The organism is Mesorhizobium sp. M0998 (genome assembly GCF_040318885.1).
Classification (GTDB): domain Bacteria; phylum Pseudomonadota; class Alphaproteobacteria; order Rhizobiales; family Rhizobiaceae; genus Mesorhizobium.
In genome coordinates this window covers 332,573-346,277 of record NZ_JAMYND010000001.1, presented here as the reverse complement: position 1 = coordinate 346,277, position 13,705 = coordinate 332,573, and the positions used below count along the sequence as shown (strand labels likewise).

The following is a 13,705-nucleotide window of genomic DNA, read 5'->3' as shown; positions in this document are numbered from 1 at the left end:
TAATTTTCCTCGGCTTATGTTCACCTGCGAAATGTCTCCTCGGATAGTTTCAGCCTATGTTCCAGTATCGACGTACGCATTTTTCAGTTCGACTGCTGACGGCGCGTTCGTCGATGCCAGGAGTTCCGTGACCTGGTCGTCGGTCGGAAGCGCCTCGCGCCCGCCACGCCCCGTTATCGAGAGGGCCGCCGCCGCGGCCGCGAATGCCACCCGGCCTGCGGTGTCGGCTCCGCGCATCAAGGCATGCGCGTAGGCGCCATGAAAGCAGTCACCCGCGCCGGTCGAGTCGACGACCACCACCCGGTGCGGGGGCAGATGCCAGAGACCTGTCTCTTCACGCCCGCGATAGTACACGCCCCTGCCGCCATCGGTCAGAACCACGGCGGACCGCGACGGCGACCACAATGCATCGAGCATCTCGGCGGGCGATCGGCGCCCTGTGGCAGTCCGTGCAAAGCCGAGGGGAAGAATGAGATGGTCGCAGAGCGCGATCAGCCGCTCCGTGGCCGGGCCGCAGCTCCATTCGATATCGCCGAGGATGGCAAGACCGAGATCGCGAGCGCGAGCCACGACATCCAGCGACCGGATCGCGTAGCTATCGACGATCAGGACAGTCGCGCGGCTGAGGACCTCCTCCGGGAAGTCCGACGCGGTGCCCAGCATCGCGTCGTCGTCATACGCGATGAACCGTTCCCCGTCCGAGCCGACGGTAATGTGCGAGCGCACCGGGCGCGCGTCCGGGTGGCGCGGCGCGAATTCGGTTTCAACACCGCTCGCAACGAGATCGCGCAGCACGGCGTCGTCAGCGGCGCTGCCCAGCCATCCGACGAACCCGGCGCTTCCGCCGAGCCGTGCGACGGCGGCTAGCGCCGTCGCGACATTTCCCCCGAAAGACCGGGCACTATGCAGAACCTTCCCCTTGCCCGCCGACAACGGCTGATCGACATAGACGATGTCGTCGATCGCAATAGCGCCGAAGCCGAGGATTGAAGGGAAGGTGGGCATCGTTCAGGCACCCGCCTTTGCCAGGGCGTCTTGCGCCGAAAGGCCGTCATGGATGACGCCCCGAAAGGCAAGCGCAGCCTTCTCCGGATCGCCATGCCCCCAAAGATTGCGGCCTACCACGGCACCGCGTGCGCCGGCACGGATGGCGTCCGCCGTCTGCTTGAGCGCGCCGAGCAGCGTATCGGTTTTCGGACCACCCGCGATCACAACCGGCACCGGGCAGGTCCGGACGGTCTCTCGGAACGACTCGAAATCGCCCGTGTAGCCGATCTTGATCACGTCGACGCCGGACTCGTAGCCGATGCGCGCCGCATAGGCGATCTCGTCGGGGGTGAAGACGATTCTTGCTCCGTCGGTGAAATCGCGTGGGTAGATATGCGCCACCACAGGCATGCCGTAGCGCGCCGCCGCGTTTACCGAATCGGTGAGCCAGCGTATGTATTTGCCCTCGGTCGCGCCGCGCACCGGAATGGCCACGGCCAACGCATCGGCCCCGGCGCGCACCGCATCCTCGGGCGTTGCGATCAACTCGCTGATGCGATCGTCCGGAGTGAAGCAGCCCGCCTGAATCACCAGAGAAGCCTTGCCCGCATATTGCGGCCACAGATGGCGCGCGGTGCCAGGCTGGATGCTGACGTAATCGGGTCTGCCCGCCATGACGCGTGCAAGCGCACCCGGCAGGTCGGCAAGGCCGCCTTTGCGCACGTCACCATAGCCGACGAAGTGGTCGACGGCGCCGCCAAAAAGGTTCCCCGATGGATGCGAGAAGAGGCGCGCAAGACGCACCTTGGTTCCTAGGCTCATGAGTGCAAAATTCCCCAATCGTTTGATTTCAAAATCCTGGACCCAGTGTTTCCGAAAGAAATAAGAAAAACAATCTTTCGAAAGCTTTCGAATTTGCGTATTTTTGCTAAGGTGAGCCGAGGCCAGAGCGGTTGCTTGGCGTAGGGAGGCAAGGGCAGGGCAATGTTGTCGGAGCAGAGACGCCAATCGATCCTGGGTGAGGTGCAACGCAGCGGACAGGTTCGCACGAAGGACCTGTCAGACGGGTTTGGCGTGTCGGAAGTCACGGTGCGCTCCGACCTCGAGATACTGGACCGAAAGGGACTACTGACCAAGACCCGTGGAGGGGCGGTGACCCGTACCACCGATTCGACTACGGCCGCGTTCGCCCGGCGGATGCAAGCGAACCTCGACGCAAAGAAGCGCATCGCGCGGGCGGCGGTAGACCTCTTCGAGGACAACCAATCGGTCATCTTCGACGGCGGCTCGACATTGATGCAGCTTGCCATGCAGTTACCGCCGCTCAGCAATGTCGTGGTCGCGGCCACGGCCATGAATATCGTGCAGCACCTTATGCATCGTCCCGGGCTCGACGTTCATATGATCGGCGGCCGGGTCTATCCCGACACGGTGAGCACACTGATCACCGATGCCGATACGGCTCTCGGCGGCTTGGTGGCGCATCAGGTCTTTGTTGGAGCGCATGCGATAGACTCGTCACTGGATGTGGTCGACGTGAACGAAGACATGGCGCGAACGAAGCGAAACCTCGTTCGCATGGCCCGGCGCGTTGTCCTCCTCGCCGATTCGAGCAAATGGGGCGTCAGCGGGACCTCCAAGGCATTTTCGCTGTCGGCCGTCGATGTGGTGATCACCGACGATGGCCTGCCCGGTCCAATACGCAGCCAGCTTGATAGGATCAGGGCCAAGGTGATCTATGCCTGAACCCGTCTCGGTTCCTACCGCGACGGAAAGATCCAGTGCGCGCATGACTCACGGGATTCGCATCGGCCGTTGGCCGTTTTTCATGTCAGTCATGTTCTCCTCCTCAAGGCTGGCGGCCTCCAATGCTGCGCCAGCGTTTTCACATGCTCTATAAAAATTTTACGCGCGTCAAGATTTAAAATGTTATATAGCGGCTTTCGACTATGAACCTTGCCGTAGCCAGGCCATGACCGCGTTAGAGGTACGATCTGAAATGCACAGAAAATCAAAGACAAAGCTCGGCGTCGGCGTCATCGGATGCGGCAACATCTCGATGACCTATTTGCGCAATGCGGCTCTGTTCGGCGGGGTAGAGCTCAGCGCCTGCGCCGACATTTCGGCCGATATGGCTGCGCTGCGCGCCAGGGAGCATGGCATCCGCGCACTCGGCGTCGACGCGCTGCTGGCCGACCCGGACATCGATCTTGTTCTCAATTTGACGATACCGGCGGCGCATTTCGACATTTCGCTTTCGGCGCTTTCGGCGGGAAAGCACGTCTTTACCGAAAAGCCTTTGGCGACATCGGCCGCCGACGGCCGCCGGCTGGTCGAGGAGGCGAGGGCGCGCCGGTTGCAGCTCGGCTCGGCTCCCGACACCTTCCTCGGCGCTGCCGGCCGGCGGGCGCGCCGGCTGATGGATGAGGGTGCGATCGGCCGCGCTGTGACCGGCACCGCCTTCATGATGGGGCGCGGCATGGAGCACTGGCATCCCAATCCGCAATTCTACTATCAGCCAGGCGGCGGCCCGGTCTTCGACATGGGCCCTTACTACCTGACGATGCTGGTCAACCTGCTCGGCCCGGTCGAGCGCGTCATGGCGATGGCGACGCGCGGTCAGGAGGAACGTCTGATATCAGCCGAAGGTCCTTACAAGAACACCAGCTTTAAGGTCGGCACGCCGACCACCATCCTGTCCCTGCTGGAGTTCCGCTCTGGCGCCACCGTCACCTTCGGCGCGTCCTGGGACGTGTTCAAGCACTCCAACCATCCGATCGAACTGCACGGCACCGAAGGCTCGCTGCGATTGCCCGATCCCGACACATTCGGCGGCACAGTTTCGCTCTCGGCGCGCGGCGACGACTGGGCCGATTTCGCCAGCGAGGCCGAACTCTACGGTGCGCGCAACTGGCCCTATGTCGCACCCGACCGCGCCAACTACCGCATGCTAGGCGTCGCCGATCTTGCGCGGGCGCTGGCCGATGGGCGCAAGCCCCGCGCCTCCGGCGATCTGGCGCTGCATGTTCTGGAGATCATGGAGGCGATCCTGGCTTCGGGCGAAAGCCGCGGCTCAATTGCCGTCAATGGGACCGTCGACCAGCCGCCGCTGCTCGGCGAGGACGAGGCGGCAGGTCTGCTTGCCTGATGGGGAGGGAGATCCATGATGACATCGCCTTCAGCGCCGTCCCTGTCCCCACTCGACCCGGAAGCCCGGCATGTGCTCGAGCTCGGCCGGCAGGCCGACGCCTTGCCATTCGAGACCGGTACACCGCAACAGGCACGCCGTGCCTACGAAGAAGGCCTTCCGGACCAGCAGGGTGAGCGCGAGCCGGTGGCTTCGGTCACTGAGCGCGCCATCCTTGGACCCGGCGGTTCGCTGACGCTCAGGATCTATCGCGGGCAGGACGCGCCTGATGCAACTGCCCCGGCGCTGCTTTACCTGCATGGCGGCGGCTGGGTGATCGGCAATCTCGATTCCCATGACGAGATCTGCCGCTGGTTCGCCAATATGGCGGCTTGCGTCGTCGTTTCGCCCGCCTACCGGCTGGCGCCGGAGCACAAATTCCCGGCCGCGGTCGAGGATTGCCGCGCCGTGCTCTCCTTCATACAAGAGGCACCTGGCGATCTCGGCATCGACGCTCTGCGCATTGCCGTTGCCGGCGACAGCGCCGGCGGCAATCTCGCCACGGTGCTTAGTCTTCTCGCGCGGGGCGATCCTATTCCGTTGACCGCGCAGCTGCTGTTCTATCCCAACACTGATGCCGCGCAGACGGCGGACAGCTATCGCCGTTTCGCCGAAGGTTTTGGCCTGACCGCCTCGACCATGGCCTGGTTTCGCGATCACTATGTCCGCTATGCCGCCGACATCGACGACTGGCGCGCCTCGCCACTCAGGGCGGAAAGCCTCGCGGGCGCGGCGCCAGCCTTCGTCGCCATCGCGGGTCACGACATCCTCGCTGATGAAGGCGAGGCCTACGCCGGGCGTCTGCAAGATGACGGTGTGCCGGTCGTGCTGCGGCGTTGGCCAGGCCAGATCCATGGTTTTGTTTCCATGGGCCGCCATGGCACGGCAGCGCGACAGGCCGTTGGCGCTGCGGTCGCCGCATGGCGCGGCTTCGATTCGGCTTTTGGGAAAGATCAGGCCGACTGACGCATCACCAGCGTCGCATCGAGACTGACTTTGGGTGCGACCGCCGTGTCGTCCTCCTCAAGCACCGCCAGCAGCATCTCGACGCTGCGCCCGGCCATCGAGGCGAAGTCCTGCGCCATGGTGGTGAGACCGGGGCAGGTGTAGCGGCTGAGTGGATGATCGTCATGGGCGGCTACCCGCAGGTCGCAATCGCCCTTGCGGCCGATCTTGAGTCCGCGCGCATAGGCGGCGGCCATCACGCCAAAGGCCAAGCGGTCGTTGTTGCACAGGATGGTCTTTCCCGCCAGGCCGCCATTGTCGAGCATCGTTTCCGTCTGCTCGTAGCCGATCCGTTCGAAATCCCAAGTGTAGTCCTCGGTGTTGCCGATGACGACCGGCTCATGCCCGAGCCGCTTCATCGAGGCGACATAGCTCTCCAGCCGTTCCGGCGAGTTGTGGTTGACATGCGGGATGTCGAAATAGACCGGGGCGCCGCCGGACCGGCAAAGATAATCGACGATGGTCGAGACGCTCTGTGCGTTGTTGTTGCCGACGAACGGCGTCCCGCCTTCGAGATAGGTGTCGAAATAGACGACCGGGATCGCCTGCGTCAGCTTTTCCAGCGTGCGGTGGTCCGAGCGCACGCCGAGCGGTGCGATCAGCGCGCCGGAGACTTTCAGCGACAGGATCGTTCGCGTTGCCTCCACTTCGAGTTCGCGCGAGCCGTGCGAGGAGATCACGATCGGCCAGTAGCCCTCGTCGCGCAGCCTGAGTTCTATGCGGCTGACCATCTCCGAATAGAAGGGATCGGCCACCGTCGGCACCATGATGCCGATGCTGCGGGTACGCTTGCGGTTGAGGTTGCGCGCGAACAAATTGGGCTGGTAGTCGGACGAGCGCAGCGCTTCCTCGATGCGCTTTCGCGTCGCCGGCTTGACGCTGGTCGGATCGTCGAAATATTTCGACAAGGTCGGCCTGGAGACGCCACAGGAGCGGGCGAAATCCTCCATCGTCTTGTGCTTCATCGCCAGCGATTCCCCGCCTTCCGGAAACCTCGTTCCTTGTGCTGTCCGGCACCTACTTACGGTGCGCCGGCGTGCAACCGCAAGGCAAAATTTTACAGAAAACTGTAGCTGTTTTAACGCGTATAACAAAATTATTCCACGCGTAAATTTATTAATTGGCGCAAAAAGTGCAAGCCGTATTGACTCTGGATGTCGGTTGCCGCCAGGCACAATTGTGCGCGACTGAAGTCCGCAGTCGGACTGGAGCGAGACGCCGGGAGGAATTCCGCGATGAAGAAGCTGGTCTCAGCCGGCGAGATCCTCGTCGAGATCATGGCCGAGCGTATCGGCCAGAGCTTTCTCGAACCGGGCCCGCTGCTGGGGCCTTATCCGTCCGGCGCGCCCGCCATCTTCATCGGCCAGGCCGCAGCGCTCGGCCAACCCGCCGGCCTGATCGGCGCGGTCGGCGAGGACGATTTCGGCCAGTTGAACATCGAGCGGCTGCGGACCCTGGGAGCTGACGTGTCGGCGATCGCGGTTCACAAGGGCCACGCGACGGGCACCGCCTTCGTCACCTACCGGGCGGATGGCAGCCGGCACTTTGTCTTCAACATCCGCAACAGCGCCGCCGGCCTGGTCGGGATCGATGCCGCTGCGACAAGCATGCTGGCCGGCGCCGACCATGTCCATATCATGGGCTCGTCACTGTTCTCCGACCGCGCCACCGATGTCGCGTTGTCGGCGATCCAAACGGTGAAGGCCAAGGGCGGGACGGTGTCCTTCGACCCCAACATTCGCCGCGAGATCATGCAGGCCTCCGGCATGCGCGAAGCGCTCGACCAAGTGCTCAAGCAAACCGATGTCTTCCTGCCGAGCGGCAACGAACTGTTCCTGTTTTCGTCGGCCGGCGACGAAAAGGGCGCGGTCGACGACCTCCTGCAGCGCGGCGTTTCCTGCGTCGTCCTCAAGAAGGGCACCGACGGCGCCGCCTTCCACGACCGTCACGGCACGGTGGCCTTGCCGGGCTTTGCCATCAACGAGGTCGATCCGACCGGCGCCGGTGACTGTTTCGGCGCTGCCTTCGTCTCATTCTGGCTTCGTGGTGCGGCACCCGCCCAGGCGCTCATGATCGCCAATGCGTGTGGCGCGCTAGCCGTTACTCGCAAGGGGCCAATGGAAGGTATCTTTCCGCTGGCCGAGGTTGAGGCTTTCGCAACCACCGCCGGGAGGGGCCGGCCGTGAGGGCCGCGATGCAGAGATTTGCCAGCATCGCGGTGAAGCGCGCCGCGGGTGAGAAAGGCGGCATCGCCTCGATCTGTTCGGCGCATCCGCTGGTGATCGAGGCCGCGCTCCGCCACGGCGCGTCGCGCGGTTCCGATGTGCTGATCGAGGCGACCTGCAACCAGGTCAATCACGAAGGCGGCTACACCGGCATGACGCCCGCCGGCTTCCGCAGCTTCGTCGAGGGCCATGCGCAAAGGGCCGGCTTTCCGCTCGATCGCCTGATCCTCGGCGGCGACCATCTCGGTCCCAATCCGTGGAAGCATCTTCCTTCCGCCGAGGCGATGACGAAGGCGAAGGCGATGATCGACGCCTATGCCGGCGCCGGCTTCACCAAGCTGCATCTCGACACCAGCATGGCTTGCGCCGACGATCCAGCCGCGCTTGCCGACGAGACCATCGCTGCACGCGCCGCGGCGCTTGCGGCCGTCGCCGAGGTGGCGGTCGAACGCATTGGCGGCGAGAAACCGGTCTACATCATCGGCACCGAAGTTCCGGTGCCGGGCGGCGCGCTCGAAGCGCTCGACCATATGCATGTCACCGAACCCGATGACGCCCTGCGCACCGTCGAGATCCACCGACAGGCATTTTCGCGCGCCGGCCTCGATGCTGCCTTTGCGCGTGCGGTCGGCGTCGTCGTCCAGCCGGGCGTCGAATTCGGTAATGCCGAGATCATCGCCTACGCGCCGCGGAAGGCGACGCAGCTGGTCGCCGTGCTCGGGCGCATGCCGCAATTCGTCTTCGAGGCGCATTCGACCGACTACCAGCCAAACGAGGCGCTTGGGGCTCTGGTGCGCGACGGCTTCGCCATCCTCAAGGTTGGACCCTGGCTCACCTTCGCGCTGCGCGAGGCGTTGTACGGGCTGAGCCACATCGCCGACGTGCTTGCGCCAGACCCGTCCCGCGAAAGCCTACCGGCGGCGATGGAGCGCGTCATGCTGGCCTCGCCGGACAATTGGCAGAAATACTATCCGGGTACGCCGGACGAGCAGCGCGTGCAGCGGCACTTCTCCTTCAGCGACCGCATCCGTTACTACTGGCCGACGCCCGACGCACAGCACGCGACACAGACGCTGCTGGATTTTCTGGGCGACAGGGACATTCCCCGCCCTTTGATCAGCCAGTATCTGGGGCAACTCGATGCCGAGGTTGCGGCAGGTCGGATCGAGCCCGTCGCGCATGACCTGCTGATTGGCAGCATCACCCGTGTCCTCGATTCCTATGGGCGTGCGACGTTACAGCAGCGCGGATCGTCCTAGATTCGCCGTTGCAGGGTCGAGCCGCGCCCGGAGGACGCGCGTGATCTAAGATGTGCGCTCAGCCGACACACGCGGAGCCTATGCCGGACCTTCGAAGTTGGGCTGCTGTTGGACTAATATAAGCAGGGCACAGCCAATTCGACGGTGAGAGCATCGCGGAACCATACGGAACGATACGGGAATACTTCTGATTTTGGCCCACGAAAAACCCAATCAAATCGACGTTCCTAGCACATCCTCCGGGCCCACCATTATCGTTACCTTTCAATGATTTAGAGGCATTGTTGCACTTGGTTAGCCAAGTCAAGGCTGGCGAACCGCCGTCCATAGCGTTTGATTTTATTGACTTATGGTGGGCCTGTGGAGGCCGCAGATGTGTTGCCAACCGCCGGTGGAGTGTCAGGATCGTTTATCAAGTGCTTGAACGACGCCGGCACGGTGTTCGGAATAGAAAGCCGCGCATAGTCCCCTACGCAATCGACCTCGAATTACTGTCTGGATGCTACATCGGCCATCGCCGCACCCCAGGCGATCTCGTAGCCCATGCGTGAGAAGCCGAATTCGCGATCGAATGTGTTCGGCGCTTTGACACGCCAGTTCTTCATGACCTCGCCCGGGAGGCCGCCAGCAGCGGTGACGACCAAGTCACGCTCGCCGGCGCGGAGTTCACGACGGCGATCATTTGGCGTAGCTGGGAACAGGCCGGCTACGTCAGGCAAGACCGTCCGGCTGCAGCTAGGAAGTTAATCGCAACCCACGGCGGACGGCTCCGTACGCGCGCGCGGCGTACGGCAAGCTGCTAGCCTCAATCTCCGGATGAGATCAGAGTCGCTCAGACCGGGTCTTCAGGATCTGGTACAGCACGTTTCGGATGCGCTGCCCAACGGTTAGCCGGTTGATCACGCCTTCGCCTCCTGTTCATCGCAGATGAATGGGCTGCGGTTCAGATGATCTGTGCCGCCAGCGCCACGCCGACCAACGACGTGCCGACGCCTGCCGTGCGGATGGCTCGCGGCCAGCGCCGAAGTGTCAGGGCGGCTAACGCGCCGGTCGCGTGAAGAGCCGAAGTAGCGACCACGAAGCCGACCGCATAAGCGATGCCGCTGGCCGTCTCGGGAATTTCGAGGCCATGGGCATTGCCGTGGAAGAGGGCGAAGAGAGCAGTCAGCGAGGCGGCCACAGCGAGCGGAAGCGGCTTGGCAAGCGCCATCATGGCGCCGAAGACCACCAGCGATAGCGTTATGCCGGTTTCCAGTGAGGGCAGGCCGATGCCGGCGATACCGAGCAGGGCGCCAGCGAGCATCGCCGAGACAAAGCACGACGGCACGATGATGATCCCCTTGCCGCCGGCGCGAGCGGCAATGATGCCTACAGCCATCATGGCAAGCAGGTGGTCCATACCGGTCAGCGGGTGCTGAAGGCCGTCTACAAACCCGTGGGCATGAAAACCGCCGCTATGGGCGAAGGCCAATGAGGGGATGAGGGTTGTGGCGGCTGCCAGGGCGAGTCTACCGAAGGATGAAAGCGTTCTGTTCATGGTTCTGGACCTGTTTGATAGGGGTGCGATCGGTTCAAGGCCGGTGCTCATTGTCCGGCCCCTGGCATGGTGAATCGTGCGGCGCCGGACCTGTCGGCCAGAAGTCGCGCCTCGCCGAAGTCAAGGGGCGTTTGTGCCTTGCCGTTATGGTAGACGAAGGCCAGGCGGCGCCGGCGCGACGTCAGTTTCGCGGGCAGCGGGTGATAGGTGACGCCGGCGCCACCAATCAGCGGCATGACGGCGCCGACATCGACCATGTCCTGCGTCTCGACGCGCAGAAGATGCAGCCGCACGCCGTCGGCGGTCTCGCCGACGAACGGAATCCCGGCGAGGCGCAGGAAACTGGACGGGTCGGGCGCCCGCGAAAACCCTTCGAGAAACGCGATCTCGACGAGATCGAGATCGGTCGCCCGCGCGTCGGCGGGTTCGGGCGCATGGTCGTGTGGTAGATGCGGTGTCTGCCATTGCAACGGCTTGCCGGCCGGCCCGTTGTGGCCGACGGGGTGGGGATGGTGATGATGACCGTTCGGCCCGTGATGGTGACCGTCGCCATGATCATGGCTGTGGTGGTGATGATCATCGTGCATGGTCAAAAGCTCGTCGGCTTGTCGATGATGGATTTGTGTTTGCCGAGATTGCCGTGCGCGACCATCGAGCCTAGCGCCTCGACGACAACCCGCACGCCAAACAGCGCCGTGATGTCTGACGTGTCGTAGGGCGGCGACACCTCGACCACTTCCAGTCCGCAGATGCCGGGCGCCGACACTAGCCCGAGCAGCTTCAGTGCCTCGCGCGGCAGGAAGCCACCGGGCTCCGGCCAGCCCGTACCCGGCACGAAACCGCAATCGATGCTGTCGACATCGAAGGAGATGTATACGGCGTCGGTGTCCTTCCATGCGAGCTCGAGCGCGATCTCGGCCGCCTTCTCCAGCCCCATCTGTTCGATATCGGAGATCGTCAGCACGTTGGTTCCGCGCTTTCTCGCCTCGGCCACGCCGTAACGGGGCACCTGCCAGCCGCCGATACCGAGCTGCACCAGATTGGTGGCCGAGACGTTCGGCAGGTTGGTCGCCCAATACCAGGGCGTCGTGTGCATACGTTCGTCGAGATCCTTTTCCTGGATGTCGATGTGGCGGTCGAAATGGATGATGCCGATTCGCTTGGAGGTCACGTCGGCGATACCGCGCACGCACGGAAACCCGATCGAATGGTCGCCGCCGAGCATGATCGGCAGCGCGCCGGACGAGGCGACATGGCTGACGCCCTTGGTGATCTGGTCGAAGCTCTTTTCGAGATTGGCGGGGATGGTGAAGACGTCGCCGGCGTCGCAAAGCGTCATCTGCTCGCGCAGGTCGACACCGAGCTCGTAATTGTAAGGGGTGTAAAGCGCCGAGATGCGGCGCATGCCTTGCGGCCCGAAGCGGGTTCCGGGCCGGTAAGTGGTGCCGCTGTCGAAAGGAATGCCCATGACGGCAGCGTCATATCTGCCGACATCGCGGACGTTCTCGACATAGGGCGCCTTGAGGAAGGTGTTGATGCCGGCGAAGTGCGGCAACTCGCCTCGCGCGAATGTCGGGATCGACTTGTCGATGATCGAATCCGATCCGGGCAGGCCCATGTCGAGTGCCCATTTCTGTTCCTTGCGCCAGCCGTCCTCGGGCAGCTTTCCTTCCGCCTCGATAGACTTCCAGCCCTGCATGTCGCGGATCTCGAAGTTCGGATGGTGGAAGCGTTGGCGTGGCTGGTGGTCGGTGAGCCCGGCGCGACGATGCCGGCGTTCTGGACTATCTCTGTGCATGAAACCTCCTTCACGACGCCGTCGTCGCGATTGCGCTATCCAGTCGGGTCGTCCCGACCATCGCGGCCACTTCGGCCACGTCTCGTGCGGAAGCCCGGTGCTTGCGGTCGAGCTTCAGATCGTAGGTGATCGTCGCGCCATAGGCGGACGGGAACTGGGGGTCGTGGCGCACCTTGTCGAAGACCAGCACGCGGGTGCCGAGCTTGAATGCCTCGCCGATATCGTGGGTGACCATGACCACGGTCATGCCGTGCTCGGTCCAGAGCTCGGTGAGCAGCTCATGCATCTCGATGCGAATACCGGGATCGAGTGCGCCGAACGGCTCGTCGAGAAGCAGGATCTGCGGCCGGCCGAGCAAGGTCTGCGCGATCGCCAGCCGCTGCTGCATGCCGCCAGAAAGCATGGCCGGATAGAGGTCGCGCGCATGGCCAAGCCCGACCCGTTCCAGCATGGTTTCGGCTTCTTGCCTGGCGCTTGTGCGCCTGGCGCCGAAGACGCGGCCGAACGGTCCGCCCGAACGGAAGTCCTCGACCAGCAGCAAGTTCTGCAACGCGGTCAGATGCGGAAACACGGAATAGCGCTGGAAGACGATGCCGCGCTGCGGCGTCGGCTCCGGCACGATCGGCTGGTCGCCGACGACGACCACGCCGCCACTTTGCTGTTCCTGGCCAAGCAGGATGCGCAGGAACGTCGATTTTCCACAACCGCTGGCGCCAACCAGCGACAGGAATTCACCCGCTTCGGCGGAGACGTTGACCCGTTCCAGCACGCGGGCGTCGCCGTAGCTCTTCTCCAGTCTATGGACGAGGATCCGGCTCATCTGCGCCGCACCGGATGAGCCCAGGGCGAGATGACGTGAGAGAGCCGCACGAGCAGCCAGTCGGTCATCACCGCAAGCAGCGTGATCCAGGCGACGTAAGGCAGGATGACGTCCATCGATAGGTAGCGACGAACGAGGAAGATGCGGTAGCCGAGCCCCTCGGTGGAGGCGATGGCTTCTGCCGCGATCAGGAACAGCCAGGCCGGCCCAAGCGCCAGCCGTACACAAGTGATGAGGCGCGGCATGACCTGTGGCAGCACCAGCCTGAGCACCATGGTCCAGCTGTTGCCGCCGAGCGTCTGTGCCTTGGCGACGAGCTCCGGCGGCAATTCCATCACCCGGTTGGCGATGTCGCGCACCATGACCGGTGCGACGCCGAGAGCGATCAAGGTGATCTTGGCCGTTTCGCCGAGGCCGAGCGCAATGAACAGGATCGGCAGCAGCGCCAGTGGCGGGATGACGCAGACAACTGTGACCAAGGGCAGCAGAAAGGCCCTGACGCGCGGGATGAAACCTATGGCGACGCCGAGGCTGAGCGCCACCAGCGTGGCCATGCCGACTCCGGCGAACAGCCTGATCAGGCTGGCATAGGTGTCGGCCCACAGGATCAGGTCGCCGGAGCGCTTGTCCGGCACTGTCGCCAGGTCTGAAAAGGCCGACCACATCTGTGCAGGGGAGGGCAGCAGCTTGTCGCTGGGATTGACCGCCAGCCTTTGCGACGAAGCGAAGAGATAGGCAATCGCCACGGCGGCAAACGGCAGCGTCCCAAGCAGCAACGCTCCGCCGCGCGAGACCGTCGCGTTGATGAGGCGAAGCCGCGCTTTCGGCCTGCTAGGTTGCAGGCGGGCGACTTCGGGGCCTGCCGCGGCCTGCATGATGCCGGTACC

Annotated in this window: 14 protein-coding genes; 5 read left to right on the top strand and 9 right to left on the bottom strand. The window is 63.8% G+C overall.

Annotated features, from left to right (window positions below):
* Positions 1–54: 54 nt before the first annotated feature.
* On the bottom strand, positions 55–1,005 hold the full coding sequence (locus NKH59_RS01710) for a PfkB family carbohydrate kinase (protein ID WP_353020690.1): 951 nt from the start codon (positions 1,003–1,005) through the stop codon (positions 55–57).
* Between the two features lie 3 nt (positions 1,006–1,008).
* Positions 1,009–1,809, bottom strand: coding sequence for a beta/alpha barrel domain-containing protein (locus NKH59_RS01705; protein WP_352501446.1), 801 nt, complete (start codon positions 1,807–1,809; stop codon positions 1,009–1,011).
* 162 nt (positions 1,810–1,971) lie between these two features.
* On the opposite strand from NKH59_RS01705, the gene NKH59_RS01700 reads away from it, so the two are divergent.
* The 3 genes from NKH59_RS01700 (at position 1,972) to NKH59_RS01690 (ending at position 5,140) form a co-directional block, all read left to right on the top strand.
* Positions 1,972–2,733, top strand: a complete 762-nt coding sequence (locus tag NKH59_RS01700; RefSeq protein ID WP_352501408.1) for a DeoR/GlpR family DNA-binding transcription regulator — start codon at positions 1,972–1,974, stop codon at positions 2,731–2,733.
* 253 nt (positions 2,734–2,986) lie between these two features.
* Positions 2,987–4,135 (top strand): Gfo/Idh/MocA family protein, encoded by a 1,149-nt coding sequence (locus NKH59_RS01695; RefSeq protein ID WP_352819272.1) that lies wholly within the window; start codon positions 2,987–2,989, stop codon positions 4,133–4,135.
* An 18-nt stretch (positions 4,136–4,153) separates the two neighbouring features.
* On the top strand, positions 4,154–5,140 hold the full coding sequence (locus NKH59_RS01690; RefSeq protein ID WP_352980486.1) for an alpha/beta hydrolase: 987 nt from the start codon (positions 4,154–4,156) through the stop codon (positions 5,138–5,140).
* On the opposite strand, the gene NKH59_RS01685 is transcribed toward NKH59_RS01690, so the two are convergent.
* Positions 5,128–6,150 (bottom strand): LacI family DNA-binding transcriptional regulator, encoded by a 1,023-nt coding sequence (locus NKH59_RS01685; protein WP_352587529.1) that lies wholly within the window; start codon positions 6,148–6,150, stop codon positions 5,128–5,130. The genes NKH59_RS01690 and NKH59_RS01685 overlap by 13 nt on opposite strands.
* A 264-nt stretch (positions 6,151–6,414) precedes the next feature.
* Between NKH59_RS01685 and NKH59_RS01680 the strand changes: the two genes are divergently transcribed.
* Positions 6,415–7,365 carry a sugar kinase gene (locus NKH59_RS01680; protein WP_352980485.1) on the top strand — a complete coding sequence of 317 codons (951 nt, stop codon included), beginning with the start codon at positions 6,415–6,417 and terminating at the stop codon, positions 7,363–7,365.
* An 8-nt stretch (positions 7,366–7,373) separates the two neighbouring features.
* Positions 7,374–8,663: a D-tagatose-bisphosphate aldolase, class II, non-catalytic subunit gene (locus NKH59_RS01675; RefSeq protein ID WP_352819276.1), complete on the top strand. Its 1,290-nt coding sequence runs from the start codon at positions 7,374–7,376 to the stop codon at positions 8,661–8,663.
* A 488-nt stretch (positions 8,664–9,151) separates the two neighbouring features.
* Here NKH59_RS01675 and NKH59_RS01670 read toward each other — a convergent pair whose 3' ends face one another.
* The 6 genes from NKH59_RS01670 to NKH59_RS01645 all read right to left on the bottom strand — a co-directional run bounded on the left by NKH59_RS01670 (position 9,152) and on the right by NKH59_RS01645 (position 13,693).
* Positions 9,152–9,382, bottom strand: a complete 231-nt coding sequence (locus NKH59_RS01670; protein ID WP_352474481.1) for a thiamine pyrophosphate-dependent enzyme — start codon at positions 9,380–9,382, stop codon at positions 9,152–9,154.
* A 224-nt stretch (positions 9,383–9,606) separates the two neighbouring features.
* Positions 9,607–10,200: a HupE/UreJ family protein gene (locus NKH59_RS01665; RefSeq protein ID WP_352474460.1), complete on the bottom strand. Its 594-nt coding sequence runs from the start codon at positions 10,198–10,200 to the stop codon at positions 9,607–9,609.
* Between the two features lie 47 nt (positions 10,201–10,247).
* On the bottom strand, positions 10,248–10,787 hold the full coding sequence (locus NKH59_RS01660) for a hypothetical protein (protein WP_353020688.1): 540 nt from the start codon (positions 10,785–10,787) through the stop codon (positions 10,248–10,250).
* Between the two features lie 2 nt (positions 10,788–10,789).
* Complete coding sequence (locus NKH59_RS01655; protein WP_023679464.1) at positions 10,790–11,998, bottom strand: agmatinase family protein; 1,209 nt, start codon at positions 11,996–11,998, stop codon at positions 10,790–10,792.
* A 10-nt stretch (positions 11,999–12,008) separates the two neighbouring features.
* Complete coding sequence (locus NKH59_RS01650; protein WP_352474463.1) at positions 12,009–12,818, bottom strand: ATP-binding cassette domain-containing protein; 810 nt, start codon at positions 12,816–12,818, stop codon at positions 12,009–12,011.
* Positions 12,815–13,693, bottom strand: a complete 879-nt coding sequence (locus NKH59_RS01645) for an ABC transporter permease (protein ID WP_352474480.1) — start codon at positions 13,691–13,693, stop codon at positions 12,815–12,817. Before NKH59_RS01645 ends, NKH59_RS01650 begins: the two co-directional genes overlap by 4 nt.
* Between the last annotated feature and the right edge of the window lie 12 nt (positions 13,694–13,705).